Source organism: Pseudomonas sp. SWRI77 (assembly GCF_014269105.1).
GTDB lineage: Bacteria > Pseudomonadota > Gammaproteobacteria > Pseudomonadales > Pseudomonadaceae > Aquipseudomonas > Aquipseudomonas capeferrum.
This window is the reverse complement of sequence record NZ_JABWRV010000033.1, coordinates 24,644-51,434: the sequence shown is the minus strand read 5'-3', so window position 1 is coordinate 51,434 and position 26,791 is coordinate 24,644. Positions and strand designations below refer to the sequence as shown.

At 63.2% G+C, this 26,791-nt stretch carries 25 protein-coding genes; 12 read left to right on the top strand and 13 right to left on the bottom strand.

The genetic code is table 11. The annotated features are described in order from the left end of the window. Positions 1–232: 232 nt before the first annotated feature. Together rhtA and HU766_RS23960 are read left to right on the top strand one after the other, a co-directional pair. On the top strand, positions 233–1,120 hold the full coding sequence (gene rhtA / locus HU766_RS23965) for a threonine/homoserine exporter RhtA (protein ID WP_047583911.1): 888 nt from the start codon (positions 233–235) through the stop codon (positions 1,118–1,120). A gap of 190 nt (positions 1,121–1,310) precedes the next feature. After that, on the top strand, positions 1,311–1,592 hold the full coding sequence (locus tag HU766_RS23960; protein WP_033700272.1) for a hypothetical protein: 282 nt from the start codon (positions 1,311–1,313) through the stop codon (positions 1,590–1,592). 57 nt (positions 1,593–1,649) lie between these two features. Here the strand turns inward: HU766_RS23960 and HU766_RS23955 are convergent, their stop codons facing one another. Further along, positions 1,650–3,458, bottom strand: coding sequence for an aminopeptidase P family protein (locus HU766_RS23955; RefSeq protein WP_186661228.1), 1,809 nt, complete (start codon positions 3,456–3,458; stop codon positions 1,650–1,652). A 237-nt stretch (positions 3,459–3,695) separates the two neighbouring features. Between HU766_RS23955 and HU766_RS23950 the strand changes: the two genes are divergently transcribed. Both HU766_RS23950 and HU766_RS23945 read left to right on the top strand, forming a co-directional pair. After that, entirely contained in the window at positions 3,696–4,808 is a 1,113-nt protein-coding gene (locus HU766_RS23950; protein WP_186661227.1) for a DUF3182 family protein, read from the top strand. Further along, positions 4,792–5,562, top strand: coding sequence for an alpha/beta fold hydrolase (locus tag HU766_RS23945; protein ID WP_186661225.1), 771 nt, complete (start codon positions 4,792–4,794; stop codon positions 5,560–5,562). The genes HU766_RS23950 and HU766_RS23945 overlap by 17 nt, the downstream gene beginning before the upstream one ends. On the opposite strand, the gene HU766_RS23940 is transcribed toward HU766_RS23945, so the two are convergent. Continuing rightward, complete coding sequence (locus HU766_RS23940) at positions 5,541–5,921, bottom strand: antibiotic biosynthesis monooxygenase (RefSeq protein WP_033700280.1); 381 nt, start codon at positions 5,919–5,921, stop codon at positions 5,541–5,543. The two genes, HU766_RS23945 and HU766_RS23940, sit on opposite strands and share 22 nt — an antisense overlap. Before the next feature lie 174 nt (positions 5,922–6,095). Between HU766_RS23940 and HU766_RS23935 the strand changes: the two genes are divergently transcribed. After that, a complete protein-coding gene (locus HU766_RS23935; RefSeq protein ID WP_033700282.1) occupies positions 6,096–6,650 on the top strand; it encodes a cysteine hydrolase family protein in 555 nt (184 codons plus the stop codon). 49 nt (positions 6,651–6,699) lie between these two features. On the opposite strand, the gene HU766_RS23930 is transcribed toward HU766_RS23935, so the two are convergent. Continuing rightward, the gene (locus HU766_RS23930; RefSeq protein WP_033700285.1) at positions 6,700–7,263 is read right to left on the bottom strand and encodes an XRE family transcriptional regulator; all 564 of its coding nucleotides are present in this window, start codon (positions 7,261–7,263) and stop codon (positions 6,700–6,702) included. Between the two features lie 83 nt (positions 7,264–7,346). Here HU766_RS23930 and HU766_RS23925 point away from each other — a divergent pair, with 83 nt between their 5' ends. The 7 genes from HU766_RS23925 (at position 7,347) to HU766_RS23895 (ending at position 14,504) form a co-directional block, all read left to right on the top strand. Next, positions 7,347–8,297, top strand: a complete 951-nt coding sequence (locus HU766_RS23925; RefSeq protein ID WP_186661223.1) for a DMT family transporter — start codon at positions 7,347–7,349, stop codon at positions 8,295–8,297. 149 nt (positions 8,298–8,446) lie between these two features. Further along, positions 8,447–11,362, top strand: coding sequence for a monovalent cation/H+ antiporter subunit A (locus HU766_RS23920; protein WP_047583907.1), 2,916 nt, complete (start codon positions 8,447–8,449; stop codon positions 11,360–11,362). After that, a complete protein-coding gene (locus HU766_RS23915; protein WP_186661221.1) occupies positions 11,362–11,706 on the top strand; it encodes a Na+/H+ antiporter subunit C in 345 nt (114 codons plus the stop codon). The genes HU766_RS23920 and HU766_RS23915 overlap by 1 nt, the downstream gene beginning before the upstream one ends. Continuing rightward, positions 11,703–13,382, top strand: a complete 1,680-nt coding sequence (locus tag HU766_RS23910) for a monovalent cation/H+ antiporter subunit D (RefSeq protein ID WP_186661219.1) — start codon at positions 11,703–11,705, stop codon at positions 13,380–13,382. Before HU766_RS23915 ends, HU766_RS23910 begins: the two co-directional genes overlap by 4 nt. Then, complete coding sequence (locus HU766_RS23905) at positions 13,379–13,867, top strand: Na+/H+ antiporter subunit E (protein WP_186661217.1); 489 nt, start codon at positions 13,379–13,381, stop codon at positions 13,865–13,867. Before HU766_RS23910 ends, HU766_RS23905 begins: the two co-directional genes overlap by 4 nt. Continuing rightward, a complete protein-coding gene (locus HU766_RS23900; RefSeq protein WP_003259015.1) occupies positions 13,864–14,142 on the top strand; it encodes a K+/H+ antiporter subunit F in 279 nt (92 codons plus the stop codon). The genes HU766_RS23905 and HU766_RS23900 overlap by 4 nt, the downstream gene beginning before the upstream one ends. After that, the gene (locus HU766_RS23895; RefSeq protein ID WP_033700295.1) at positions 14,139–14,504 is read left to right on the top strand and encodes a Na+/H+ antiporter subunit G; all 366 of its coding nucleotides are present in this window, start codon (positions 14,139–14,141) and stop codon (positions 14,502–14,504) included. Before HU766_RS23900 ends, HU766_RS23895 begins: the two co-directional genes overlap by 4 nt. Positions 14,505–14,516: 12 nt before the next feature. Here HU766_RS23895 and HU766_RS23890 read toward each other — a convergent pair whose 3' ends face one another. The 10 genes from HU766_RS23890 to HU766_RS23845 all read right to left on the bottom strand — a co-directional run bounded on the left by HU766_RS23890 (position 14,517) and on the right by HU766_RS23845 (position 26,717). Beyond that, positions 14,517–14,729, bottom strand: a complete 213-nt coding sequence (locus HU766_RS23890) for a hypothetical protein (protein ID WP_033700297.1) — start codon at positions 14,727–14,729, stop codon at positions 14,517–14,519. Then, positions 14,726–15,196: a hypothetical protein gene (locus HU766_RS23885; RefSeq protein WP_186661214.1), complete on the bottom strand. Its 471-nt coding sequence runs from the start codon at positions 15,194–15,196 to the stop codon at positions 14,726–14,728. The genes HU766_RS23890 and HU766_RS23885 overlap by 4 nt, the downstream gene beginning before the upstream one ends. Before the next feature lie 362 nt (positions 15,197–15,558). Next, positions 15,559–15,753: a hypothetical protein gene (locus HU766_RS23880; RefSeq protein ID WP_033700301.1), complete on the bottom strand. Its 195-nt coding sequence runs from the start codon at positions 15,751–15,753 to the stop codon at positions 15,559–15,561. A 182-nt stretch (positions 15,754–15,935) separates the two neighbouring features. Continuing rightward, positions 15,936–16,340: a TraR/DksA C4-type zinc finger protein gene (locus HU766_RS23875; RefSeq protein WP_033700302.1), complete on the bottom strand. Its 405-nt coding sequence runs from the start codon at positions 16,338–16,340 to the stop codon at positions 15,936–15,938. A 267-nt stretch (positions 16,341–16,607) separates the two neighbouring features. After that, positions 16,608–17,381: an enoyl-CoA hydratase gene (locus HU766_RS23870; protein WP_033700305.1), complete on the bottom strand. Its 774-nt coding sequence runs from the start codon at positions 17,379–17,381 to the stop codon at positions 16,608–16,610. A 13-nt stretch (positions 17,382–17,394) separates the two neighbouring features. After that, positions 17,395–18,522, bottom strand: a complete 1,128-nt coding sequence (locus tag HU766_RS23865; protein ID WP_186661212.1) for an acyl-CoA dehydrogenase — start codon at positions 18,520–18,522, stop codon at positions 17,395–17,397. Between the two features lie 8 nt (positions 18,523–18,530). Continuing rightward, complete coding sequence (locus tag HU766_RS23860) at positions 18,531–19,724, bottom strand: acetyl-CoA C-acyltransferase (RefSeq protein ID WP_186661210.1); 1,194 nt, start codon at positions 19,722–19,724, stop codon at positions 18,531–18,533. A 12-nt stretch (positions 19,725–19,736) separates the two neighbouring features. Continuing rightward, the gene (locus tag HU766_RS23855) at positions 19,737–20,504 is read right to left on the bottom strand and encodes an SDR family NAD(P)-dependent oxidoreductase (RefSeq protein ID WP_186661208.1); all 768 of its coding nucleotides are present in this window, start codon (positions 20,502–20,504) and stop codon (positions 19,737–19,739) included. A gap of 11 nt (positions 20,505–20,515) precedes the next feature. Then, on the bottom strand, positions 20,516–22,162 hold the full coding sequence (locus tag HU766_RS23850; protein ID WP_186661206.1) for an acyl-CoA synthetase: 1,647 nt from the start codon (positions 22,160–22,162) through the stop codon (positions 20,516–20,518). A gap of 121 nt (positions 22,163–22,283) precedes the next feature. Next, positions 22,284–26,717: an NEL-type E3 ubiquitin ligase domain-containing protein gene (locus HU766_RS23845; RefSeq protein ID WP_186661204.1), complete on the bottom strand. Its 4,434-nt coding sequence runs from the start codon at positions 26,715–26,717 to the stop codon at positions 22,284–22,286. Positions 26,718–26,791: the final 74 nt, after the last annotated feature.

Here is a 26,791-nt window from a genome sequence, read left to right as displayed (position 1 = left end):
CGCATCAAGGCTGACAGGTGCCCGCCATTACCCTTTCGGCGCCTATGAGATCGAGCGCCGCCCGCGCGGCGCATCGCGACGCAAGGCCGCTCCTACATTTGTTTCGGGCCAGTTATTCCTGAGGGATTGGCGCGCGGCCCTCACCCTTACACCCAATAACCCATTGCCCCGCAGCCCCACAAGTGCGCACTATAGTGCACACCCACGCCTGCTCAAGGATCGACGCACATAAATGAACACCCAAGCCCGCAGCCTGGCCGCCACGCTCTTTCCCATCGGCCTGCTGCTCATCGCCATGGCATCGATACAATCCGGTGCGTCACTGGCCAAAAGCATGTTCCCTATCATCGGCGCTCAGGGCACCACAGCGCTGCGCCTGATCTTCGCCAGCATCATCATGCTGCTGATCCTGCGCCCGTGGCGTGTCCGCATGACCGCCAACACCCTGCGCAATGTCATCATCTATGGCATGGCACTCGGCGGCATGAACTTCCTCTTCTATATGTCTCTGCAAACGGTACCTATCGGCATTGCCGTGGCACTGGAATTTACCGGCCCCCTGGCCGTGGCGATCTGCTCTTCGCGCCGCCCGATCGACTTCCTCTGGATCGCCCTGGCGATTGCTGGCCTGTTGCTGTTGCTACCGGCAGGCGATGGTGGGCAAGCACTTGACCCGGTGGGCGCCGCCTACGCATTGGGGGCAGGCGTGTGCTGGGCGCTGTATATCCTGTTTGGCCAACGCGCCGGCGCCGAGCACGGCATCCAGAGCGCCGCACTCGGGGTAGTCGTCGCCGCCCTGTTCGTTGCCCCTATCGGCGTAATCCACGCCGGCAGCGCCTTGCTCACCCCAGCCGTGATTCCAATGGCCTTGGCTGTCGCGGTACTGTCCACCGCCCTGCCCTACAGCCTGGAAATGGTCGCCCTGACACGCATGCCTGCACGCACCTTCGGCACGCTGATGAGTATCGAACCGGCCTTTGGCGCGCTGTCCGGCCTGCTGTTTCTCGGCGAAGTACTCAGTACCACCCAATGGTTGGCAATTCTGGCGATCATCGTCGCATCGGTAGGCACCACGCTGTCCATGCGGCAGACGCCCACCCCACCCGTCGCCGCCGACTGATATGAGAAATATTTTCATTTGTGACGGGAATAGTGATTGTAGCGGCCCGTCTCGCTGATTAAGCTGTCACAGCTTCAACATCTTTACGCTATCTACTGGAGCGAACACGGACGCTGGGGAAACTTCAGGAAGAACCAAAGCGATAACGACAGGGCCAGACAGCTGCTCCGCCCTGCATTTAAGGACAGGAATGAAACGTATTTTGCTCATCCTGGCCATCTTGGCTATTGCTGGATGTGCCGCCACGGCCAAGACTGAGGTCAAAAGGGGTAAGAAAGGCCTGCATATCAATTGTTCTGGCCTTTCTTCGTCCTGGGACAACTGCTACAGCAAGGCCGCGACGTCTTGCAGCTCACGTGGCTACAAGGTCATTGCGCGCTCGGGCGACACCGATGAAGAACCCGGCGACTACTTGTTCGGTATCAACCCGGCCGGCTATACCAGCCGCAGCATGATCGTCATCTGCAAGTGATGACCACACGCAATTGAAAAGGGCAGCGCGAACGCTGCCCTTTTCATTGGCCGGTTATCACAGCGACGCGGTGCGCGCCTGCAGCCAGGCCAGCGCCTCGCCTTTCAATAAAGGCGCAAGGCGCTCACGCACCATCGCGTGGTAACCGTTCAGCCAGTCCAGCTCCTCCCTGGCAAGCAACTCGGGCAACAGGCAGCGCGTATCGATCGGGCAAAGCGTCAAGGTCTCGAAATTCAGGAAGTCACCAAAAGCACTCTTGCCCGCTTCACGACTGACCACCAGGTTCTCGATACGAACGCCCCACTCGCGCGGCCGGTAGGTGCCTGGCTCGATTGAGCTGATCATGCCCGCCTGCATCGCAGTTTGCGGCGTGGCTGCCGCCTGATAGGCGATTACCTGTGGCCCCTCGTGCACGTTCATGAAGTAGCCCACCCCATGACCGGTGCCGTGGCCATAGTCCACTTGATCAGCCCAGATCGGTGCCCGGGCAATGGCATCGAGCAGTGGTGAGAGGATCCCGCGCGGGAAGGTGGCCCGCGACAATGCAATCATACCCTTGAGCACACGCGTGCAATCCTGCTTCTGCTCAAGCGTCGGGTTGCCCACCGGCACCATCCGGGTAATGTCGGTGGTGCCGCCCAGGTACTGCCCACCCGAATCGATCAGCAGCAAGCCGTCACCTTCGAGCGTGGCATGCGACTGCTCGGTGGCGCGGTAATGAGGCATCGCACCATTGCCGTTGAAGGCCGCGATGGTCGAGAAACTCAACGACACGAAGTCGGGGCGTCGGGCACGCGCGGCGCTCAGTTGCTCATCGACCGTCAACTCGGTAATGACCTCCCGGCCCAGGTTTGCGTCCAGCCAGGCGAAGAACTCGCACAAGGCGGCGCCATCCTGCTCCATGACCCGGCGAACGTGCACAAGGTCCTCCTCACGCTTGCACGACTTGCTCAGGGTAGTGGGGTTGATCCCCTCGACCAGTTCCACCCCAGGGCTCAGGTTTTCCAGCAGGCCGCAAGTGACTCGCGCCGGGTCGAGCAACAGCCGGCTCCCTGAGGGCACCGCACCCAGAGCCTGACCTATATCGGCGTAGTCACGCACCTCAATGCCGTCTACCGCCAACACATGGCGCAGATGATCATCGACTTTGTCGCGCCCCACGAACACAGTCGCCTGCTGCTGGCTGATCAGAGCGAACGAAACAAAGACTGGGTTGTACGACACATCACTGCCGCGCAAGTTGAACAGCCAGGCAATGTCATCCAGGGTAGCGATGAAGTGCCAGTCGGCGCCCTTGGCCTTCAGGCTGTCGCGCAATTGGGCGAGTTTGTCCGCCCGGCACTGCGTCGCATGTGGCGGCAAGTGCTGATAGACCGGGTTGCTTGGCAACGGCGGGCGCCCCTGCCAAACCTTGCCGAGCAGGTCCTTGTCAGTCACCAACCTTACCTCGCGGGCCTTCAGGCGCTCGCCCAACAGCCGCGCCGACGCCAGGGCCATGACGGCACCGTCCACGGCAACGGCCCCCTTCGGCGCGATGTGCTCACCCAGCCACTCCAGCGCGCCCGGCTTGCCTGGCAGCAGCTTCATCAGTTCGATGCCACTGCCGGCCAGCTCGTTTTCGGCCTGCTCCCAGTAGCGGCTGTCGACCCAGAGCCCGGCAAAGCCCGCCGTGACCACCAGCGTGCCGACAGAGCCGTGGAAACCGGACAACCATTGGCGCCCCTGCCAGAAGCCGGGCAGGTATTCGGAAAGATGGGGATCGGCCGATGGCACCAGCAGCGCATCGATGCCCTCTGCGGCCATTGCCTGGCGCACCTGCATCAGGCGCTCCGGCACACTCTGCTCAATCGTGGTCTGAACGTTCATGCGCACTCCTGCGAAACATCTTGGCTAATCCAGGCTGTCGATAATGGAACAGCCACCCGAGCCCTGCAATCGCGACGACCGGCTAGCGGCATGCAATGCCCGGCACGCCCTCTGCAATCAAGACGTTTCCTACAGCTGAGCCTACAGAGTCGCGCGGACCACCGATCACATCCCGATGAACTTCCCCAAAACGACGGATTCACACACAGTACATTCATTGCAGACAGGCCAACCCCTATGCCCGCTGCCTGCGACTCGAAAACCGGCGTTGTGCTGCTCGACACCCGCGAGCACACGCCCGACCACGAACATGCCGCCCACCTCAAGCTCGCCGCTGGCCTGGCACAGCTGCTGGGCTGCCCACGCTTAGACCCTGCCGCACCTGCCACGGCTGCAGACCGCTACTACTATGTACCGACCGAAACGCTGGTCGACCCACAGCGCCATGCCGCGCTGGGTATCCGTACCGAGCAGGACCTGTTCGGCGGGTTGGTCGCCTATCCCTACATGGCGACCAAGGCGATCTCCCATCCGCTGCCGGCCGACGCCAGCTTCCCGCCAGGCTGGACCGACGCCTTCGCCCTGCAGGCCAGCGATGCACTGCTGCGGGGCTACACCGTGTTCAGCAAAACCGATGCCCGCACTGCGGCACGCTTGCTGCTGCTCGACGGCCCAGTGCGCATCAAGCCGGTGTTGTCTTGCGCCGGCCGCGGGCAACAGGTGATCGATACAGCGGATGCGCTGGAGCCTTTGCTGGCCGACATGGATGATCAGGCCCTGGCAGTGTGGGGCCTGGTACTTGAAGAAGACCTGAGCGAGGTACAGACCTTCAGTGTCGGCCAGGTGCGGGTCGCCGGCCTGACCTGCAGCTACCACGGCACCCAGCAGCTGACCCACGACCATCAAGGCACAGAGGTTTATGGCGGCTCCGACCTGATCGTGGTGCGCGGTGACTATCAGGCACTGCTGCAACTGCCACTGGAAGACCACCTGCGCCTGGCGATCAACCAGGCCATGGCCTACGAACGGGCGGCCGAGCAGCACTTCCCGGGCTTCGTCGCATCACGGCGCAACTACGACATCGCGCACGGCACCACCACCCAAGGCCATGTGCGCAGCGGCGTGCTTGAACAGTCCTGGCGCCTAGGGGGTGCCAGCAGTGCAGAACTGCTGGCCCTGCAGGCCTTCGCCGATGACCCCGCCCTGCAACGGGTTCGCGCTTCCACCCATGAAGTGTTCGGTACGCCCGACCTACCCACTGACGCCACCCTCTTTTACCAAGGAATCGACAGTGAACTCGGACAACTCAGCAAATATGCACGGATTCGCGAACATGACCATTCAGAGTGAGACCATCGAACTGCAGGTCGAGAACGACACCATCGTCGGCACCCTGGTCAGCCCTGGCAGCAAGATGCCAGGCATACTCTTCGTCCACGGCTGGGGCGGCAGCCAGCAACGCGACCTGGCCCGCGCCCGGCATATCACCGGGCTGGGCTGCGTGTGCATGACCTTCGACCTGCGCGGGCACGAGAAGACCGAAAGCCAGCGCCTGACCGTCACCCGCGAACAGAACCTCAACGACTTGCTGGCCGCCTACGACCGCCTGGTCAGCCACCCGTCCGTGGACAGCAGTGCCATCGCCATCATCGGCAGCAGCTACGGTGGCTACCTGGCCACTCTGCTGACCCGGCTGCGGCCCGTGAAATGGCTGGCACTGCGGGTACCTGCCATGTACTGGGACGACGAGTGGGATAACCCCAAGCAAACCCTTGATCGGCAGCGGCTTAATACCTACCGCCAACGCCCGCTTGGCCCGACGGACAACCGTGCCCTGGCCGCGTGCGCGGAATTCGGTGGTGATGTATTACTCGTGGAGTCTGAACAAGACGACTATGTGCCCCACAGCACACTGATGAGCTACCGCTCGGCGTTCGTCAGCGCCCATTCGCTGACCCACCGCATCGTCGACGGTGCCGACCACGCGCTGTCCAGCGAAGAGAGCCAGAAAGCCTACAGTTCGATCCTTGCCTCCTGGATCGGCGAAATGGTCGTAGGCGCGCGCCTGGACCGCTACCCGCACTACGCGCCCTGGTATGCCTGAGGCTCGCCGACCTGGCAGTGCAGGCCACCATCGGCGCCACGTACGAGGCTGCGCAATGTCTGGTAGGCAGCAAAGTTGACGCCGCGCGCCTGATGCTGGCACAGCAGGTCGAAGAAAGGCTCCTCGGCGAAGTCAGCCGCAGCTGCCGCCCAAGCCTGCCGCGATTGCCATTGCAGATACTGCAAGACCCGGCTGCCATCGTCACTGGCCTGGATGCTCACGCCCTGCAAGCCTTCACAGCGCGTTGCCAGTTCCTCGCTGCGCGCCACCAACGCCTGGGCCAATGCCACCTGGCGCATGGCCGGGACTTCATATTCGATCATCTGGGTAAACCACAGAGAGTGAGGCGTCGCCCTCATGAACAGTCTCCTTGCTCTGGACGCTATCAGCGTGATGGTGAGCAGGGTAAAACCTCAAGCTAAGTCAAGGTCAAGTGGTTTTTTCGTCAGAAAACGCAAAAGCGCTGCCGTTAGACCCTCAGGCCGATGTACACACGCTATGGTCATTCAACGACTACCGCCGCAGGAGGCAACATGAGCAAGCAAGCGCTGATCATCATCGACATCCAGAACGACTATTTCCCCGGTGGCAAATGGACCCTCGACGGCGCCGAGCAGGCAGCCGACAACGCCGCCCGGCTGCTGGCCGCCGCACGCGACCGGGGCGACCTGGTGGTGCATGTGCGGCATGAATTCGAAAGCGCCGATGCGCCGTTCTTCACGCCGCAGTCACCAGGGGCGGCCATCCATGCCAAGGTCGAGCCCGTGACTGGCGAACCCGTGGTACTCAAGCACAAGGTCAATGCGTTTCTCGGCACCGGCCTCAAGGATACGCTGGACCAGCATGGGGTTCAGGCGTTGACCATCGTCGGCAGCATGAGCCATATGTGCATCGATGCAGCAACCCGAGCCGCCGCCGATTTTGGCTACGAAGTGACCGTGGCCCACGATGCCTGCGCCACCCTGCCCCTGGATTTCAATGGTAAACAGGTGCCGGCGGCCCATGTGCACGACTCGGCGATGGCTGCACTGGCATTTGCCTATGCCAAGGTGGTGAAGACCGACGACCTGTTGCCCCCCAAGGCTTGACGCTTGTGAACTGCGCCCCTTTCGCGACGCAAGGCCGCTCCTGCAAGGGTCAGATCACCACGTTGCGGACAAAGCGCACCGCCACGGCGCCATCGTTGCGATAGGCATAACGGCAGTTGCTGGGGAACACATGAAACTGGCCGACCTGCAAGCGGTGCTCGGCGTCTTCGATGACCAGTGTGAGCTGCCCTTCGGCCACATAGATCTGCTCGCTCCAGCCATCGGCATCCGCCTCGCTGAGGTAGCACTCGCCCGGCGCCAACGTCCATTCCCAAAGCTCGACCTCACGCCGGGCGGTGCTGCTACCCAGCAGCACCGCCTTGCTTTGCGGATGTTCGCCAGCCCAGGCCAGTTCATCGATACGGCTCGGGTCGCGCTGCTCCGGCGCCTGGATCAAGGTACTGAATGCTACGCCGAGGGCTTCGGCAATCAGATCGAGGGTGGTGAGGCTGACATTCTTCTCACCCGCCTCGATCGCCACCAGCATCCGCCGGCTGACGCCAGAGCGCTCGGCCAGGGCCGACTGGCTCATACCGGCTGCGTTACGCAGGCGCCGAACGTTGAGGCTGACATGCTGCAGCACCGAGGCGCGGTGTGTGGGATTTTTGTGCACGCTGTTGCTCGCTGATCGTGGCTGCGCAGTATACTGCCCACTTTGCGCAGATTGTGCGCCGGCCCCTCCGAGTGTGCAAGACCATGACCCACCCCAGCCGCCAACCGAACACTGCCGTTTCTTTTCGCCTGAGCAAGGCCGAACTGGTGCTGGTCTTCATCACCATGCTGTGGGGCGGCACCTTCTTGCTGGTGCATAACGTGATGACAGTAAGCGGCCCGATGTTCTTCGTCGGCCTGCGTTTCGCTGCGGCGGCGTTGTTCGTGGGGGTGGTCTCGGCGCGTGCGCTGCCGGGGCTGACGCTTACCGAGCTCAAGGCCGGCGTGCTGATCGGCGTGTCGATCATGCTGGGCTACGGCTTGCAGACCATGGGCCTGCAAACCATCAGCAGCAGCCAGTCAGCCTTCATTACCGCGCTGTATGTGCCCTTCGTGCCGCTGCTGCAATGGCTGGTGCTCGGCCGCCGGCCCGGCCTGATGCCAAGCATTGGCATCTGCCTGGCATTCTGCGGCCTGATGCTGCTGGCCGGGCCAGAGGGCGGCACCTTGCACTTCAGCGAAGGCGAAATGGTAACCCTGGTCAGCGCCATTGCCATTGCTGGCGAAATCATCCTGATCAGCCGCTATGCCGGCCAGGTGGATGTGCGCCGTGTAACCGTGGTACAGCTGGCGACCGCCTCGTTGCTGTCGTTCCTGATGATCGTGCCGACCCAGGAACGCATCCCCGACTTCTCCTGGCTGCTGCTGGCCAGTGCCCTGGGGCTTGGCGCCATGAGCGCCGTGATCCAGGTGGCGATGAACTGGGCACAGAAGTCAGTTTCGCCCACCCGCGCCACCCTGATCTATGCCGGCGAGCCGGTGTGGGCCGGGATCGTCGGGCGCCTCGCCGGCGAGCGCCTGCCTGGCGTTGCATTGATCGGCGGGCTGCTGATCGTGATCGCAGTGGTGGTCAGCGAACTGAAGGTGCGCCGCCCCCGCGAAGACGCCGAGGCACTCGAAGCACAGGCCGAACGCGAGCAGCAGGCCGGTCTGTAACGCAGCCAACTCCAGCTATGCTTTGTAAAAAACTGTTATAAAAAAACACCTTGTCACAGCGTATTTGTAGGATTCTGCGACAGCTTGCGTGTTGGTGATCAACTGATCGGCACGTATGATCCTTGCAAACCTCTCCAGAATAGAACGCTATGTCCTTGATAGTGCTATTGCTTCTGCCGTTCGTGGGCAGTTGCCTGGCAGCCGTGCTGCCGCACAACGCACGTAACGCCGAGTCCATATTGGCGGGGCTCGTCGCCTTGGTCGGTACGGTCCAGGTAGCACTGCTGTACCCTCAGGTCGCCCACGGTGGCGTGATTCGCGAGGAATTCCTCTGGCTGCCCAGCCTGGGGTTGAACCTTGTGCTGCGCATGGACGGCTTCGCCTGGCTGTTCTCGCTGCTGGTACTGGGCATCGGCACGCTGGTGTCGCTGTATGCCCGCTACTACATGTCACCGCAAGACCCGGTGCCGCGTTTCTTCGCCTTCTTCCTCGCGTTCATGGGCGCCATGCTGGGCCTGGTGATCTCTGGCAACCTGATCCAGCTGGTGTTCTTCTGGGAACTGACCAGCGTTTTCTCCTTCCTGCTGATCGGTTATTGGCACCATCGCGCCGACGCCCGCCGCGGCGCCTACATGGCGCTGATGGTGACCGGTGCCGGCGGCCTGTGCCTGCTGGTCGGTGCCTTGCTGCTGGGCCACGTGGTCGGCAGCTACGACCTGGACAAGGTGCTGGCCGCGGGTGACGTTATCCGCCAGCACGCACTGTACCCGGTGCTACTGCCACTGATCCTGATCGGCGCCCTGAGCAAGAGTGCGCAGTTTCCGTTCCACTTCTGGTTGCCCCACGCGATGGCGGCGCCGACCCCTGTGTCCGCCTACCTGCACTCGGCAACCATGGTAAAGGCCGGGGTGTTTCTGCTGGCGCGGCTTTGGCCTGTGCTGTCAGGCAGCGAGGAGTGGTTCTGGATCGTCGGCGGGGCTGGCGCCATCACGCTGCTGCTCGGCGCCTTTGCCGCAATGTTCCAGAACGACCTCAAGGGCCTGCTGGCGTATTCCACCATCAGCCACCTGGGCCTGATCACCCTGCTGCTGGGCCTGAACAGCCCGCTGGCGGCAGTCGCCGCCGTGTTCCACATCCTCAACCATGCCACCTTCAAGGCCTCGCTGTTCATGGCCGCCGGCATCATCGACCACGAGAGCGGTACGCGCGATATCCGGCGCCTCAGCGGCCTGATCCGCCTGGTGCCCTACACCGCCACCCTGGCCATGGTGGCCAGCGCCTCGATGGCCGGCGTGCCGCTGATGAACGGCTTCCTGTCCAAGGAGATGTTCTTCGCAGAAACAGTGTTCATCAGCTCCACGGCCTGGGTCGAAGCCGCCCTCCCGGTGATCGCCACGCTGGCCGGTACCTTCAGCGTGGCCTACGCACTGCGCTTTACCGTCGATGTCTTCTTCGGGCCAACCGCCCAGGACCTGCCCCACACACCTCACGAACCCCCCCGCTGGATGCGCGCGCCGGTCGAACTGCTGGTGCTCACCTGCCTGGTGGTAGGCATCTTCCCTGCCCAGTCGGTCGGCCCGTTGCTGGCTGCGGCGGCCCTGCCGGTGGTGGGCGGTACGCTACCGGAATACAGCCTGGCCATCTGGCACGGCTGGAATGCGCCACTGATCATGAGCCTGGTGGCCATGAGCGGCGGCATCGTGCTCTACCTGCTGCTGCGCAAGCAACTGCGCATGGGCCGCTTCCCCTACCCACCACTGATCGAGCGGTTCAACGGCAAGCGCTTGTTCGAGCACGGCCTGGTGCGCCTGATGCTGCTGGCCCGCCGTATCGAAGGTTTGCTGACCACGCGCCGCCTGCAATCGCAGCTGTTCATGCTGGTACTGGCAGCCTTCCTGGCCGGCCTCACGCCCATGCTGTACAGCGGGCTGACCTGGGGTGAGCGCCCGAAAATCCCTGGTTCCGGCGTGTTCGTCGCACTCTGGCTGATCGCCATCGCCTGCGCCATCGGCGCCGCCTACCAGGCCAAATACCACCGTCTGGCCGCCTTGATCATGGTCAGCGTCTGCGGCCTGATGACCTGCATCACCTTCGTCTGGTTCTCGGCGCCCGACCTGGCACTGACCCAGCTGGTCGTGGAAGTGGTCACCACTGTACTGATCCTGCTCGGCCTGCGCTGGTTGCCGCGCCGTATCGAAGGCGTATCACCGCTGCCGGGCAGCCTGGAGCGCGCCCGCATGCGCCGCCTGCGCGACCTGCTGCTGGCGGTGCTGGTGGGTGGCGGCATGGCGGTGCTGTCGTACGCCATGCTCACCCGGCCAACGCCCAACGACATTTCCTCGTTCTACCTGAGCCGTGCCCTGCCGCAAGGGGGGGGTACCAATGTGGTCAATGTGATGCTGGTCGACTTCCGTGGCTTCGACACCCTCGGTGAAATCACCGTGCTGGTCGCCGTGGCCCTGACCGTGTTCGCCCTGCTGCGACGCTTCCGCCCGCCCAAGGAGAGCATGCAGTTGCCCGCCCAGCAGCGCCAGCTGGCGCCCGACGTGGTCACAGACCTGATCAACCCGCGTCACGCCACAGACACCGCGCTGGGCTTCATGATGGTGCCTGCGGTGCTGGTGCGGCTGCTGCTGCCAATCGCCCTGCTGGTATCGATGTACCTGTTCATGCGCGGCCACAACCAGCCTGGCGGCGGGTTCGTCGCCGGCCTGGTGATGTCGGTGGCGTTCATCCTGCAGTACATGGTCGCCGGCACCCAATGGGTCGAGGCGCAAATGAGCTTGCGGCCGCTGCGCTGGATGGGCACTGGCCTGCTGTGCGCGACCCTGACCGGGGTCGGCGCCATGCTGCTGGGTTACCCGTTCCTGACCACGCACACGGCACACCTGCACCTGCCCGTGCTGGGGGATGTGCACGTGGCCAGCGCGCTGTTCTTCGATATCGGCGTGTACACCGTGGTGGTCGGCTCGACCCTGCTGATCCTCACTGCCCTGGCGCACCAGTCGGTGCGCGCCTACCGCCCGGGCAACCCGTCGAAATCCAGCCAAGCAGGAGCCGCCTGATGGAAGAAGTCATTGCAGTCGCCATCGGCGTACTGGCCGCCTCGGGGGTCTGGTTGATCCTGCGCCCACGGACCTACCAGGTGATCATGGGCCTGTGCCTGCTGTCATACGGCGTCAACCTGTTCATCTTCAGCATGGGCAGCCTGTTCATCGGCAAGGAGCCCATCATCAAGGACGGCGTGACCCAGGACTTGCTGCACTACACCGACCCCCTGCCCCAGGCCCTGGTGCTGACTGCCATCGTCATCAGCTTCGCCATGACCGCACTGTTCCTGGTGGTGCTGCTGGCCTCACGCGGGTTGACCGGCACCGACCATGTGGATGGCCGGGAGCGTGAAGAATGAGTGGCATGAGTCAACTGATCGTCGCCCCCATCCTGCTGCCCCTCATCACCGCTGCGGTGATGCTGTTGCTGGGCGAGAAACACCGGCGCATCAAGGCGCAACTGAACCTGCTGTCCACCTTCGCCGGCCTGGCCATCGCGGTCAGCCTGCTGCTGTGGGTGCGCACCCAGGGCCAGGCCGAATCGATCGGAGTGTACCTGCCAGGCAACTGGCCGGCACCGTTCGGCATCGTGTTGGTAGTCGACCATCTTTCGGCATTGCTGCTGACCCTGACCGGCATCATCGGCTTCAGCGCCCTGCTGTTTGCCCGCGCCCGCTGGGACAGCGCCGGTGCCAGCTTCCACGCACTGTTCCAGATCCAGCTGATGGGGCTGTACGGTGCATTCCTGACGGCCGACCTGTTCAACTTGTTCGTATTCTTCGAGGTGCTGCTGGCAGCCTCCTATGGCTTGCTGCTGCACGGTTCGGGCCGCGCAAGGGTCAGGGCCGGCCTGCACTATATCGCCATCAACCTGTTCGCTTCGTCGTTGTTTCTGGTGGGCGCGGCGATGCTCTATGGCGTGACAGGCACCTTGAACATGGCCGACCTGGCGCTGAAGATCCCGCTGGTGCCGGAGGCCGATCGCGGCTTGCTGCACGCAGGCGCCGCGATACTGGCCATGGCGTTTCTGGCCAAGGCCGGCATATGGCCCCTCAACTTCTGGCTGGTGCCTGCCTACGCCTCGGCCAGCGCACCGGTTGCCGCGCTTTTTGCCATCATGACCAAGGTCGGCCTGTATGCCGTGCTGCGCCTGTGGACGCTGCTGTTCTCCGGGCAAGCCGGCGCCTCGGCGCACTTCGGTGGCGAGTGGCTGGTTTACGGCGGCCTGGTCACCCTGGCGGTGGCCGCCGTATCGATATTGGCCGCACAACGCCTGGAACGCATGGCTGCCCTGAGCATCTTGGTCTCCGCCGGCACGCTGCTCGCGGCCGTCGGTTTTGCCCAACCAGTGCTCACCGGCGCGGCATTGTTCTACCTGGTCAACTCGACCCTGGCGCTGTGCGCCCTGTTCCTGCTCGCCGAGCTGGTCGAGCGCTCGCGCTCGGCCAACGAAGTGCCGCTGGATGAAGAAGAAGACGCCATGCCTTCGCCCCTGGAGTCGCTGCACCCGCCCAAGGGCATCAACCTCGATGATGAACAAAAGGTCGTGATCGGCCAGATCATCCCATGGACCATGGCCTTCCTCGGCCTGAGCTTCATCGCCTGTGCGTTGCTGATCATCGGCATGCCGCCGCTTTCGGGCTTCGTCGGCAAACTCAACCTGATCAGTGCGCTGTTCAACCCGCTGGGGCTGGGCATAGCGCCGGAGCAACCGCTGACAACAGCTGGCTGGGGCCTGGTGGCATTGCTTGTGCTTTCCGGCATGGCATCGCTGATCGCCTTTGGCCGCGTGGGTATCCAGCGCTTCTGGAAGCCCGAGGAGCGCCCCTCGCCTGTGCTGCGTCGCTATGAGTGCCTGCCGATCGTCATCCTGCTCGGGCTGTGCATCATCCTCAGCTTCAAAGCCGAGCCGTTGCTGCGCTACACCCAGGACACGGCTGCCAGCCTGCAGGCGCCGGACACCTACATAAAAGCGGTGATGGCTGCCAAACCGATCCCTGGCCCGACCTCCCTCGACGTGGAGCTGCAGCCATGAACAGTCTGTTCCCCGCCCCGCTGCTGTCGGTGTCGCTGTTTGGCCTGTGGTTGCTGCTGAACCTGTCGGTCAGCGCCGGCAACCTGCTGCTCGCTGCCCTGCTCGGCATCCTTGCACCGCTGTTGATGGCACCCCTACGCCCCCAGCATGCCCATGTGCGGCGCCCACTGGTGATTGCCAAGCTGATTGGCCGGGTAGGCCTTGATGTGATTGTGTCCAACCTGCTGGTGGCCCGTGGCGTGCTGCGCGCCGGCAAACAGCCGCCGCGCTCGGCATTCGTGCACATCCCGCTGGCCCTGCGTGATGCCCATGGCCTGGCCGCGCTTTCGATGATCACCACGGTGGTACCGGGTACGGTCTGGTCCGAGCTGGCACTGGACCGCAGCGTGCTGCTGCTGCATGTGTTCGACCTGGAGGATGAAGCCGCCTTCATCGAGCACTTCAAGGCCACCTATGAACGCCCGCTGATGGAGATTTTCCAATGACAGGCCTGCTCGCCAACGCTGTACTCGCCAGCCTGTTCATTTTCGCCCTGGCCATGGCCCTGGCGCTGATCCGGCTGTTCCGCGGCCCGTCCGCCCAGGACCGAGTCCTGGCGCTGGACTACCTGTACATCCTGGCCATGCTGACCATGCTGGTACTGGGGATTCGCTATGCAAGTGACACCTACTTCGAAGGTGCGCTGCTGATTGCGTTGTTCGGCTTTGTCGGCTCGTTCGCCCTGGCCAAGTTCCTGCTTCGTGGTGAGGTGATCGAATGACCGAAACGCTAGCACTGCCCTTCTGGCTGGAGTTGGTCACTGCCGCGCTGCTGCTGATCGGCAGCCTGTTTGCCCTGATCGGTGCCGTGGGCCTGCTGCGCCTGAAGGATTACTTCCAGCGCATGCACCCACCCGCGCTGGCCTCGACACTCGGCGCATGGTGCGTGGCCTTGGCCTCGATCATCTACTTCTCGTGGCTCAAGGAAGCGCCCATCCTGCACGCCTGGTTGATCCCGATACTGCTGTCGATCACCGTACCGGTCACCACGCTCTTGCTGGCCAGGGCTGCGCTGTTTCGCAAGCGCATGTCGAAAGAAGCGGTGCCTGAGGAAGTCAGCAGCGGCGGCGACCGCGGCCACTGACAGCGTGCAGCCTCAGCCCTGGCTGAGGCGCTGCAACTCGCGTCGGACCATGGCGGCATACGGTGGCGGGCCGAGCCGATACAGTTCACCGGCCACCCAGTTCAGCCAAGCCCCTTGCAAGTCCTCACGCCGAGCCAACAGGCGTTCGGCTTGCGCCAGCGCATCCGCCTGGTGCTGCTGATGGAACTCGGCACGCGAAACGGGCGAGCCGTTGCCGTCAGTCATTCACTGGCCTTGAAGGTGGTCAGCTCACCCTTGCGCCATTTCGCGACTTTGCCGGTCACGGCCTTGAGCAGCTTGCCCAGCCCTTCCTGCACTTGCTGGTGCGCAGCAAAGACCAACATCACGCCATGGCCCTCGCGCAGCACGATGCCCTTGCCTTCGGGCGCCGAAACAAAGGCATAGTCGCCCACGCCGTAGACGTTGAGCTTGATGTCACGAAAGCGCATTTCCAACTTGCCGCCTTCGCGGCTGGGCAGTACGGCGGCACGGAAGTGATCGCCTACTTTCAGCTCCAGGCGCTGCTTGTCATCGACCACCAATGCACTCTCGGTGTCGATCTCGGCCATATACAGGCCTTCAGGACTTTGTTCGGTGACATAGATAAAGCGGCCTTGGAACAGCTGGGCCAATTTACCGCGCAAATCGCCCAGGGCGAACAAGGCGTGGGTATCAAGAGTGCTGACTGCCAATGAAGTGATCCTCAACCGGTTACATCCCGCCCCCACACACGCTCGGTGAGGCACGGCCATTACATAGCGATAGGCGAAAAGAGTAATAAAGCGATGCGCTGATGTCTGTGCCTGCTGGCGATGCAGCATGCAGGATTCTTTACTCTGGCTTGCCAGATCTGGCCTCAGTACAGGCTTTCGGCAAATTCCCAACGCGGGAAGTGTAATGCCTGACAATAAAGCCGCCAGAAAAGATGCGATAGGGCGTTGCAGAGCACCCGACAGAACGGGCTCTGAAATCCATCAGCGCATGACTGGGGAAGGAATATGCACGAAAACACCGAAATCCGTCGAGAGGCAAACAACATTTCTTGCGACCGCTTTCAAGCGGCAAGGCCCTTCCTGAGTTGCTGCAACCAGGCCGCCTGGCATTCCACAGCCTCATCACGCGTGGCGAACGCAGTACCGCGGCGCTCCCCATTGACCAGCACCACCCAGCAAATGCGCTTGCCCAGCGCCTGCAAGGTGGCAGGCACACCGGAGCCAATCATCACGGCTACATCGACTCGGCTATTCATCATCCCCTCCGGAATTTAATTAGCACCCTAACGATAAAGCCATAATACGCCTGCCTGCAGGCAGGAAACAGCGCATCTCGGTACAGCAGTGTTACGCCACAAGCAACAAATTCAGCAGCGTTTGCCGCAACAACGCAAAAAGCCCCAGGGATTTCTCCGTGGGGCTCACGCACCGCGCTCGGTCAGATCTGCCGCTGGTGGCGGTCGAGCTGCTCGTGGCGCTCCTGGGCTTCGATGCAGTACTTGGTGGTCGGGCTGATCAGCAGACGCTGCAGGCCGATGGGCTCACCACTGTCATCGCACCAGCCAAAGCTTTCGTCAGCGATTCGGCCCAAGGCCATCTCCAGCTGCGGCAGCAGGCGTTGGTCACGCTCGATGGCGTTGACCAACCAGTGGCGCTCTTCTTCGACCGAGGCCACATCAGCTGGATCCGACGGGGTTTCCAGGCTTTCGATGATGATGCGGTTCTTATCGATGCGTTCATGGGTTTCGACTTTCATCGCTTGCAGCAGGCCAGTGAAAAAGGCCAGCTGTTCAGCGCTCATGTAGTCATCGGCCGACATGGCCAGCAACTGTTCCTTGGTCATCGATTTCTCTATGAAAAAATGTGCATTGGGCGATTCGGGTGCCGCCGACGCCAGCGCGTCGGCAGCGGAATTCTTCAAGCGCCAACCGGCACTCTTTTACAGGGGGCGGCAGTCTAAGGCGCCACGTCGCGTGGAGCAACTGCAATTGGGGGGGAATTTACGCCCATTGACCAGAATCCGCTGGTCGGCGCCCTGGGCGGGCATGCCTTGAGAGGGCGGGTGCATTCGAGAAGAAGCGCGCCACCTCTCAAGGCAAGTACAACGCACTCAGCGATCCTTGAACTGCGCCTCACGCTTGCCAATGAAGGCACTCATGCCTTCCTTCTGGTCTTCAGTGGCGAACGCCGCATGGAACACTCGACGCTCAAACCGCACGCCCTCACTGAGGGTAACTTCAAAGGCCCGATTGACACTCTCCTTGACCATCATGCTCACCGGGATCGACTTGCTGGCAATGGTCGCAGCCACTTTCAGCGCTTCCTCAAGCAGCTCGACCTGGGGCACGATGCGCGCCACAAGGCCGGCGCGCTCTGCCTCTTCGGCGCCCATCAGGCGGCCGGTCAGGCACAGTTCCATGGCCTTGGCCTTGCCGACTGCGCGGGTCAGCCGCTGGGTGCCGCCCATGCCGGGCAATACGCCCAGGTTGACCTCAGGCTGACCGAATTTGGCATTGTCAGCGGCCAGAATGAAGTCGCACATCATCGCCAGTTCACAGCCGCCACCCAAGGCAAAACCCGACACCGCAGCAATGATCGGTTTGCGCCGGTTGGCGATGCGATCAGCATCGCTGAACAGGTCATCGACGTAGATCTGCGGGTATTTGAGGTCGGCCATTTCCTTGATGTCGGCACCGGCGGCAAACGCCTTGGCCGAGCCTGTCAGCACTACGCAGCCGATGTTCGGGTCCTTTTCCAGCTGGTCCAGGGCCTGGTTGATCTCGCCGACGATCTGCGCGTTGAGTGCATTGAGCGCCTGGGGCCGGTTGAGGGTAATCAGGCCGACCTTGCCGTGGATGTCCAACAGGATGGTTTCGAATGCCATGCAGACTGCTCCTTCAAAGATTGCGCGCAATGACCATGCGCTGAATGTCGCTGGTGCCTTCGTAGATCTGGCAAACCCGAACGTCGCGGTAGATCCGCTCCAGCGGGAAGTCACTCAGATAGCCATATCCGCCCAGGGTCTGCAAGGCATCCGAACAGACCTTTTCGGCCATTTCCGAGGCGAACAGCTTGGCCATCGACGCCTCCACCAGCGCAGGGCGCCCGGCGTCACGCAGCGCGGCGGCATGCAACACCATCTGCCGGGCCACGGCAATGCGCGTGGCCATGTCAGCCAGGCGGAACGCCACGGCCTGGTGCTCGATCAACGGCTTGCCAAAGCTCTGGCGCTCCTTGGCATAGTCGCGCGCCACCTCGAACGCGGCACGTGCCATGCCGACCGACTGGGACGCAATGCCGATACGCCCACCCTCAAGGTTGGCCAGGGCGATCTTGTAGCCCTGCCCTTCTTCGCCCAGGCGATTGGCAACGGGCACGCGCACATTGTCGAAAACGATCTGACAGGTGTCCGAGGCATGCTGCCCTAGCTTGTCCTCGACCCTCGCCACCTGGTAGCCCGTCGCATCGGTGGGCACGATCAAAGCGGTGATGCCGCGCTTGCCCGCTTGCGGGTCGGTCACCGCAAACACGATGACCACACCGGCGTTCTGCCCGGAGGTGATGAACTGTTTGCTGCCGTTGAGCACATAGTGATCGCCCTCCAGACGCGCGCGGGTCTTCAGGCTGCTGGCATCGGAGCCCGCCTGGGGCTCGGTCAGGGCGAAGGCGCCGATCATCGCACCGCTGGCCAGCGGCGTCAGAAACTGCTGCTTTTGCTGCTCGGTGCCAAACTTCAGGATCGGCACACAACCCACCGAGTTGTGCACGCTCATGATGGTCGAGCAGGCACCGTCGCCTGCGGCGATTTCTTCAAGGGCCATGGCGTAGGCTACATAGCCCGTGTCACTGCCCCCGTACTGCTCCGGCACCAGCATGCCGAACAGGCCCAGCGCGGCCATCTCGTCGATGGCTTCACGGGGGAAGCGGTGCGCCTTGTCCCACTGTTCGGCGAACGGCCGCAGGCGTTCCTGGGCAAAGTCACGGACAGCGTCGGCGATTTGTTGTTGCTCGTCAGTTACCAGCATGGTTCACCTCAATACAGGCATTCGACGGCCATGGCCGTGGCCTCGCCACCGCCGATGCAGATGGCGGCCACGCCCCGGCGCAGGTTGTTCTGGCGCAGGGCCGACAGCAAGGTCACCAAAATCCGCGCACCCGAGGCACCGATCGGGTGGCCCAGCGCGCAGGCACCGCCGTGGATGTTGACCTTGTCATGCGGCAGGTCGAGGTGCTTCATAGCCGCGAGGGTGACGACGGCAAAGGCTTCGTTGATCTCGAACAGGTCCACCTCGGCCAGGTTCCAGCCGGTGCGCTTCATCAGTTTGTCGATGGCGCCGATCGGCGCGGTGGGGAACAGCGCCGGGGCATCGGCGAACGCCGCATGGCCATGAATGACGGCCAGGGGTTTCAAACCGCGCTTTTCAGCTTCGCTACGGCGCATCAGCACCAGCGCCGCGGCGCCGTCGGAAATCGAGCTGGCGTTGGCCGCTGTCACCGTACCACCTTCACGGAAGGCCGGCTTGAGCTGCGGGATCTTGTCCAGACGCGCCTTGGGCGGTTGTTCGTCATCCTTTATCACGCGCTTTTCCTTGCCTTCGGTGACCTCTACCGGGACGATTTCAGCGCTGAAGCGGCCGTTGTTGATGGCATCCTGGGCGCGGGTCAGCGAGGCGATGGCGAAGGCATCCTGGGCTTCGCGGCTAAAGCCGCCAGCCTGCGCGCAATCCTCGGCGAAGGTGCCCATCAGGCGCCCTTTGTCGTAAGCGTCTTCCAGGCCGTCCATGAACATATGGTCAATGATCTTGCCATGCCCCATGCGATAGCCACTGCGGGCCTTGTCCAGCAGGTAGGGCGCGTTGGTCATGCTCTCCATGCCACCGGCCACCACCACATCGGCGCTGCCGGCCAGCAGCAGGTCATGGGCCATGATCGCCGCCTGCATGCCCGAACCGCACATCTTGTTCAGGGTGGTGCAGGTGGTGTGTTTATCCAGGCCGGCGCCCAGCGCCGCCTGACGTGCAGGCGCCTGCCCCAGGCCTGCCGGCAGCACGCAACCGAACAGCACCTGCTCGACGCTGGTGGCCTGGATGCCGGCGCGCTCGACGGCGGCGCGGATTGCGGCGGCGCCCAGTTGCGGCGCGGTCAGGCTCTTGAGGTCGCCCTGCAGGCCGCCCATGGGCGTGCGCACGGCGCTGACGATGACAATCGGGTCGTTGGCGAGGGTCATGTTCATATCTCCTTACTTGGCAGCCATGCGCAGTGCGCCGTCGAGGCGGATCACCTCGCCGTTGAGCATGCTGTTCTCGATGATGTGGCGGGCCAGTGCGGCGTATTCCTGCGGGCGGCCCAGGCGTGGCGGGAACGGTACGCCAGCGGCAAGCGAGTCGCGCACTTCCTGGGTCATGCCGGCCATCATGGGCGTCTCGAAAATGCCTGGGGCGATGGTCATCACGCGGATACCGAAACGCGCCAGCTCACGGGCCGCTGGCAGCGTGAGGCTGGCGATGGCGCCCTTGGACGCGGCGTAGGCGGCCTGGCCGATCTGCCCGTCATAGGCGGCGATGGACGCGGTGTTGATGATCACACCCCGTTCAGCGCCTTCGTCAGCCGGGCCCTCGGCCATCGCCGCCGCCGTCAGGCGCAGCAGGTTGAAGCTGCCAATCAGGTTGACGTTGATGACCTTGGCGAAGCTCGCCAGCCCATGCGGCCCTTGCTTGCCCAGGACCTTCTCGGCGCCGACGATACCGGCGCAGTTGACCAGGCCATGAATGCTGCCAAACGCGCTGACGGCGGCGTCGACCGCAGCCTTGGCGGCCTGCTCGTCGCTGATGTCAGCAACTGCGAAACGGGCGTTGCCGCCCAGTTCACGCGCCTTGGCTTCGACGGCCTGGGCATTGAGGTCGACCAGCATGACCTTGGCACCCGCCTCGATCAGCATTTGCGCGGTGGCGGCACCTAGCCCGGAAGCCGCGCCGCTGACGATGAAATGTTTGTTGATGATCTGCATGGTAGGTTCCCTCAGGCGCTGTTGCTGGCGGCCAGTAGCGCTTGTTGTTTGGCGATTTCCTGGTTGCGCAGGATGAAGCGTTGCAGCTTGCCGCTCGGGGTCTTGGGCAGCTCGCTGACGAATTCGATTTCACGCGGGTAGGCGTGGGCATACAGGCGCTGGCGCACGTGTTGGCGCAAGGTCTCTTCCAGCTCAGCGGTGCCTGGCACACCGTTGGCCAATACCACGAAGGCCTTGATCAGTTCGGTGCGCTCGGGGTCGGGCTTGCCGATCACCGCCGCCTCGATGACTGCCGGGTGTTCGATCAGCGCGCTTTCCACATCGAACGGGCCAACCCGGTAGCCGGAGGTGGTGATCACGTCGTCGCTGCGGCCGACAAAACTGATGCTGCCGTCAGCGTTGAGCTCGACAGTGTCGCCGCTGAGGTAGTACTTGCCCACGAAAGATCGGGTAGGCACACCGTGGTAACCACCGAACCAGCAAAGCGGCGATTGCTCGCGGTCAACCGCCAGGATGCCTGGCTGGCCGACCGGTAATTCTGCGCCCTGTTCATCCAGCACGACGATGCGGTGACCGGGAATGGCGAACCCGGCTGACCCCAGGTGTACCGGGTGTTTGAGAGCATGGTGGTTGCACAGCACCATGCCCAGTTCGGTCTGGCCGTAATGATCGTGGATGGTCACACCCAGCTCGTCGGCGAACCAGCGAATCACCTCCGGGTTGAGCGGTTCGCCCGCGCTGCTGACGACCCGCAGGCGCCCCTTGATCGGCGCGGAGAACTCGCTACCCGCGGCAATCAGCAGCCGATAGGCCGTGGGTGAGCCCGCCAGGTTGGTGATGCCCAGCTTGTTGATGACCCGCGCGCAGCTCTCGACGCTGAACGGGCCATCGTAGAAGGTGGTGGCGTGGCCCAGCGACAGCGGGCCGGTCACCGCGTAATACAGGCCATACGCCCAGCCTGGGTCGGCCAGGTTCCAGAAGTTGTCCTCGGGGCGCAGGCCGATGGCATCGCGCATGTAGCCCTGGAAGGCCACAATCGCGCGCAGCGGCACCTCCAAGGGTTTGGCAGGGCCGGTGGTGCCGGAGGTGAACATCAGCAGGAACGGGTCATCGCCCGAGCGCATGACGGGCTCACAGACGGCTGAGGCCGTCGCCAGGCATTGTTGGAAATCCAGCTCGCCACTGCGGGCGTTGACCGTGATGATCGTCGGGCAAGCCTGCACATCGTCCAGCTTGGCGCGATTGTGGCTGTCGGTGACGACGACCCGGGCGTGGGACTGCTCCAGGCGGTGTTCGATGGCCTTAGGCCCGAACGCGGTGAACAGCGGCTGGTACACCGCCCCCAGGCGCCAGGTGGCGAGAATGGTGACCAGCAGCTCGGGGGTACGCGGCATCAGGCCGGCAACCCGGTCGCCGGCACCCACGCCCTGCGCCTTGAGCACATTGGCAAAACGGGCAGCTTGCGCCTTCAGCTGATCGAAGCTGTGGCGCGTGCTGTTGCCGTCGCGGTCCTCGTGGATCAGCGCCAGCTTGCCGTCACCGGCATGCCGATCACAGCATTCGACACAGGCATTGAGGGCAGCTAGGTTGCCATGCAGCGCCGTGCTGGCGGCCTGGGCAAGGTCGAACGCTCGAACGGCCTCGGCGTAATCACGCATCGTCTGACTCCTGGTTCTTGTTTTTGGAGTTTAACCATCAGTCCGACGATGTTCGCGCCGCTCAATCGCGGCGGCAATGGCCAAAGCTGTCAATCTGGATGACCGGTTTGGCCGCCCTCGTTCACCCCGCTGCGCGCTTGGCTGCACGCAGGAAGGACTGGGTAAGCCCGCTGATCAGGCGCTCGGTATCCACGCTCTGCTGTTCCCGCAGGCGGCTTAACTGCTCCTCGAGCGCTGTTGGCGACAAGGCTGGCTGCTGAGCCTGTAGCCGAATGATACGCTGGGTGTAGTCCGCACTGATGGCATCGAACATCCTGACATGTTGCTGACGCAGGTAACGGCGCCAGAACTCGCGCTGGCTCAGGCTATCGGTAAGGGCTTCGAGGGTCTGTGCGCGGGTAACATGCAGGAATGCAGCCTCTACCTGGGCCTGGGTCAGCTCGGCAGCGTCGGGGTAGCGCATGGCAGAGGGCTGGTCGGGCAGCGTCAAACGGCTGCGAAGTTGCACCTTGTAGGCGAGCCCCAATGCCAACTGGTCGAAATGCTCCCCCGTGGCCTGACGCTGTCGGCTGTCCCGGTAGGCCACCCATTCCAGCTGGTCCAGGCGAAACAACTGGCGGCCCAGCTCCAGCAACTCGCCCCTGCTTTCAGGGTTCAGCGCGCGGGTTTCGGCCTGCGCCTGCCTCACCACCAGTTGAAGTGCACTGAAACGGTTGGCAACTGCGTCCGAACAGGAGAGTGGCCGAGCGGCACGTTCAAAGACGTCCCGACAAAGCACCGGGTCCCCATCCAGCGCTTCGAGCAATGACCACACGCCTTCCACCAGCGCAGCACGCCCTCCGCCTGCCTGACTGTAGTCAGCCGTGAACTCCAAGCGCGCCAGCAACCTGAATAGCCCACTGCTGTCAGGTTGCTCCAGTAACCGCTGCCATAGCGCGTCCCTGGTCACCTGGGCCGCCTCGTCGGCATGTCCAACCATGAGCGTACGGGCCCTGGGCAGGTCAACGAGCGCTGAAGCCTCAGGCAGGTGCCCGTGCTCATCGATGACATCGAGTGCATACAGCCTACGTTGCTGCATGGCCGGCAGTGGGTTGCGCTCGACCAAAAGGGCACGCCGAAATGCATAGGGCATTTCCTGGATCTCGTTCGGTACACTGCGCAGTTGGTTGTCGCGCAGGTCAGCACGCTCGAGCAAACCGCACAGTTCCAGGCGTTGCGGCCAGGCGCCCAAGCGGCAATGACGAAGGTTCAGGCTGCTCAACCGGGAAAGTTGATGGAGCCTCAGGTCAAGCACCTCCAGCCGGTTATAGCTAAGGTCAAGGTGAGCAAGATTGGGCAGGTCGTGCAATATCTCGATTGCCTGGGCATCGAGCCGAATCTGGTTATGCGCCAGACGCAGCACGCGAATGTCCGGTAGATACGCAATACCCCTCGGCAGGCGTAACAACTGGTTCTGACTGAGGTTCAGGTGCGTCAGGGCAGTGAACGGGCGAAGAAAATCGACCGGGATATCGGTGACCTGCGAGTCGTTCAGGCTCAGCACCGTGATGCGATGAAACTCGATTTGCGCGGGTAACAGCGGCAGCGTGCCCAGGTGCGCGCCGCTCAGCGACAAGCGCTGCCCTTCGCCTGCCGGCACGATTTCGCCTTGCAGCCGCCATGCCCGCAGAATGCTGTCTGCCGTCAACCTGCGCGCGGCTTGCCGACCGGCCTGCAACTCGGCACCGACCCAGCGGTTGAGGTGCTGCACCAGTTGATCATGATCGTCCTGCAACGCCACCAGGGCCTCGAACACTGGACGTGGGCCTTGCTGCAAGCGCGCCTGCTCTGCATCCAGCGCTTGCTCATCCAGGCCTGGATAGAGTGAGCGTAATTGGTCGCGGATGATCGCCTGCTCATCCTTGGGGCCAGCCGAAGGGCGGCCGCTGAGTGGGTACCCGACGCGCCCATCGTCCAGACGGCGACCTGGATTGAACCAGGCGCCCTGCTCTGGCCAACGGAGCATACGGACAACCCCCGAATGCGAAGCGGGTAACCGGCTCAGCAGTTGCTCGCGCAACTGGTTTGCCGAATCCTTGGCTGTCAACTGCATAGCCGCCCGCTGCGCTGGGGTAAGCGCGGCAACGATTGCCTCGAAAATGCAGCCAGGCACGGCAAGCGTAATCACCTGCTGCTCACCCAGGCCGTTGTACAGCTCAAACGTGCCTTCATGGCGGACCAGTATGCGTTCCGCCTCACTGTGCCCACCGCTACCCAGGTGTTTGATCGAACGCCCATCCACCGCACCATCGCGCAAGTCGATGTCGAGGTTTTCAAGTTCGAAGCTGTCCAGCAACGTGAGCACCAACTCGCCTGTCAGGTCGCTGTGAGCCGTGCTCAGGTAAAGCCCAGCCAATGCTTGGTTCAAGCGTGCCAGGCGCAGCAAGGCGTGCGCGTCACTTGCGCACGACAACGGCAGGCGTTGCTCGACCCGCGCCATTGCACGTTCAACTTCGCCCGCCTGGCCAGCCACTTCGTTGACGTAGGCCGCAGGCAAGGTAGGGAAGTCCCGTTTGACCAACAGGCTCAACGGGTCTTCGGCAAACGACTGCGCTGTCAGATGGTCAAACAACTGCGGGCGCAATTGCGCCTCATGCGCCAGCGTCTGCTCCAGCCCCTTGCCCACCCCTGGCTGGCCCTCGCTCCAGGCCAGCAATGCACTGTCCGATGGCATCAGGGTCTGCAGGCGAACACGCGCAAAGAACGTTTCAATGCGTGCATGCGCCTGAAAAGCACGTAGGGTTTGCCCGAGGTTCACCGGGGCAGGTCGGTTCTCCACCAGCACACCCCGCAACTCGTCCTCATTGACACCCGCCACCTGCAATATCCGCTCGGCCTGTCGAGGTTCGATAGGCGGATGTTGCGGCCAAAGCACATCGAGCATGCGTGCAGGCTCCTGCCATGTCAGCGGTTGCGCGCGCATCAGTCGCCAGCCTCGCTCACCGTTGTGCAGCACAATCGGCCCATACCCCCCCTCCCCCGCGGCGTGGCGCAGCCGATAGGGGCCATCGGGTATTGGCTGATGCACCTCGTGGTAGCGTCCGTCGAGACGGACCCAGCGACGCCCTCCCTCGCCGTAGCGCCCTTCTTCGAGCAAGTCGATGGTGCCTGGCATGGATCGATAGTTCGCGGCGTCGAAGTGCCACAGGCGAGCACGCCCATTGCCCAGTGTTACAGGCTCAAGACTTGCGACAAACGCGCTGCGCAGGTAACTGCCCCCCGCCACGGTGGCAGCGGTGGCAGCCAGGGTTTCGGCGAGGCCCAGCAGATGCTCCAGTGCTTCGTGCTGATGGCCCCTGGACCAGTCCCTTACACCCTCGAACACTTCCGAGCAGGTCTGGACCACTAGCTGCCCCAACAACAAGGCCCCCACGACCGGACTGAAAAACCCCGCCAGGTTCACCAGGTCCAGGCCTACGGCCTTCCACTCAGCGTGCCTGGCGCGCACCGCCAGGCTATCGGCATCGATCGTCGGTACCAGCAGCAACCGGGCATCCCCTTTGACCCGTTGCACTTGCTGGGAAGCCAGTTGCGCGAAAATACCCGTACCCTGGGCGGCACCTTCGAGCTGCAAGTCCGGCTGGTCGTCCTTCAGGCGCTTGGCAAGGGTAGTGACGAAACCTGCACGGTGCTCAAGGCTGATCATCTGAGTGAAGTACTGCCGGTAGTCAGCGCTCTGCAGCAGCAGCGCCAGGGCGCTGTTCATGGCCTGCGCAGTGGTAAAGAAGCGCAGCGCCAGATGAGGATCACTGGGGAGGTACAGGACGATGCCCCAGTCATCCCCCGCAGTGTCATGCAACGGGATCAGCAAGCCATCAGCCACCGGTTGCTCAAGGGCCGTCAGCAGCATGGGCGTACCTTTCAGCCCTTGCTGTCGATGCGCTTGACCGTGGTCCGCCACTTCACGCAGGGCAATCTGCACATCGCTGCTGATGCTGCCCTGCAAGGCGGCCACTTCGGTCGCAAGCTTCAGGCCTGAGCGCTTGTCTTCAGCCAACGTTGCCAAGGTGGACGGGTGAAAGATCCTTTCCAGCTCATCTTGATAGCGCTGGCCGACGTTCAGTGTGCGGCAGGCCTCGATCAAGGCCTCCAGTGACGCATTCAAAGGTTGCTCGCGGCCAGGCAAAACCAGCCCCGTACCCTGGTAGTAACCCGTGCCAGCAGCAAAATTGCGCATCAGCCGCAGCAGCCCGTTTTCACGCGTCTGGCTGTACTCGTAGGTGGGCTGCAAGGTGCCGGGCAGAGTGCCGAAGCGCGGCGCAATCCGCAGCCATTCGAGCTGGGCAAATGCCTGCCCGTCTGGCAACGGTGCATCCAGCAGCGTCGCCAGGTGCTGCTCGGCAAACTGCTGGAGTGGCAGTAGCTCAACCGTGAGCTCACGCAAGCGTGCCTGGCTCGCATGGTGCGCGTTCAGGCTGGTACGCAGGGTGTTGATCTGGCCTTTTGAAGCGCGCTTGAGCCACTCGGGTAACGTGGCGCCAATGAACGTGTCGTGGCCAGTGGTGGGGTTGGGCATGGTGGGCTCCCTGGGTAGTGGGCGGAGTCAACCATGCTGCATAAGCGTCAGCTCAAGACGCAGAGGGAAGCGGC

Coding starts and splice junctions, on each gene's coding strand:
- HU766_RS23945 (WP_186661225.1), top strand. CDS start 4,792: ATGACCATTCAGAGTGAGACCATCGAACTGCAGGTCGAGAACGACACC.
- HU766_RS23880 (WP_033700301.1), bottom strand. CDS start 15,753: ATGAATAGCCGAGTCGATGTAGCCGTGATGATTGGCTCCGGTGTGCCT.
- HU766_RS23960 (WP_033700272.1), top strand. CDS start 1,311: ATGAAACGTATTTTGCTCATCCTGGCCATCTTGGCTATTGCTGGATGT.
- HU766_RS23925 (WP_186661223.1), top strand. CDS start 7,347: ATGACCCACCCCAGCCGCCAACCGAACACTGCCGTTTCTTTTCGCCTG.
- HU766_RS23920 (WP_047583907.1), top strand. CDS start 8,447: ATGTCCTTGATAGTGCTATTGCTTCTGCCGTTCGTGGGCAGTTGCCTG.
- HU766_RS23935 (WP_033700282.1), top strand. CDS start 6,096: ATGAGCAAGCAAGCGCTGATCATCATCGACATCCAGAACGACTATTTC.
- HU766_RS23905 (WP_186661217.1), top strand. CDS start 13,379: ATGAACAGTCTGTTCCCCGCCCCGCTGCTGTCGGTGTCGCTGTTTGGC.
- HU766_RS23910 (WP_186661219.1), top strand. CDS start 11,703: ATGAGTGGCATGAGTCAACTGATCGTCGCCCCCATCCTGCTGCCCCTC.
- HU766_RS23850 (WP_186661206.1), bottom strand. CDS start 22,162: ATGCGTGATTACGCCGAGGCCGTTCGAGCGTTCGACCTTGCCCAGGCC.
- HU766_RS23915 (WP_186661221.1), top strand. CDS start 11,362: ATGGAAGAAGTCATTGCAGTCGCCATCGGCGTACTGGCCGCCTCGGGG.
- HU766_RS23870 (WP_033700305.1), bottom strand. CDS start 17,381: ATGGCATTCGAAACCATCCTGTTGGACATCCACGGCAAGGTCGGCCTG.
- HU766_RS23860 (WP_186661210.1), bottom strand. CDS start 19,724: ATGACCCTCGCCAACGACCCGATTGTCATCGTCAGCGCCGTGCGCACG.
- HU766_RS23900 (WP_003259015.1), top strand. CDS start 13,864: ATGACAGGCCTGCTCGCCAACGCTGTACTCGCCAGCCTGTTCATTTTC.
- rhtA (WP_047583911.1), top strand. CDS start 233: ATGAACACCCAAGCCCGCAGCCTGGCCGCCACGCTCTTTCCCATCGGC.
- HU766_RS23940 (WP_033700280.1), bottom strand. CDS start 5,921: ATGAGGGCGACGCCTCACTCTCTGTGGTTTACCCAGATGATCGAATAT.
- HU766_RS23895 (WP_033700295.1), top strand. CDS start 14,139: ATGACCGAAACGCTAGCACTGCCCTTCTGGCTGGAGTTGGTCACTGCC.
- HU766_RS23955 (WP_186661228.1), bottom strand. CDS start 3,458: ATGAACGTTCAGACCACGATTGAGCAGAGTGTGCCGGAGCGCCTGATG.
- HU766_RS23875 (WP_033700302.1), bottom strand. CDS start 16,340: ATGACCAAGGAACAGTTGCTGGCCATGTCGGCCGATGACTACATGAGC.
- HU766_RS23950 (WP_186661227.1), top strand. CDS start 3,696: ATGCCCGCTGCCTGCGACTCGAAAACCGGCGTTGTGCTGCTCGACACC.
- HU766_RS23845 (WP_186661204.1), bottom strand. CDS start 26,717: ATGCCCAACCCCACCACTGGCCACGACACGTTCATTGGCGCCACGTTA.
- HU766_RS23865 (WP_186661212.1), bottom strand. CDS start 18,522: ATGCTGGTAACTGACGAGCAACAACAAATCGCCGACGCTGTCCGTGAC.
- HU766_RS23855 (WP_186661208.1), bottom strand. CDS start 20,504: ATGCAGATCATCAACAAACATTTCATCGTCAGCGGCGCGGCTTCCGGG.
- HU766_RS23890 (WP_033700297.1), bottom strand. CDS start 14,729: ATGACTGACGGCAACGGCTCGCCCGTTTCGCGTGCCGAGTTCCATCAG.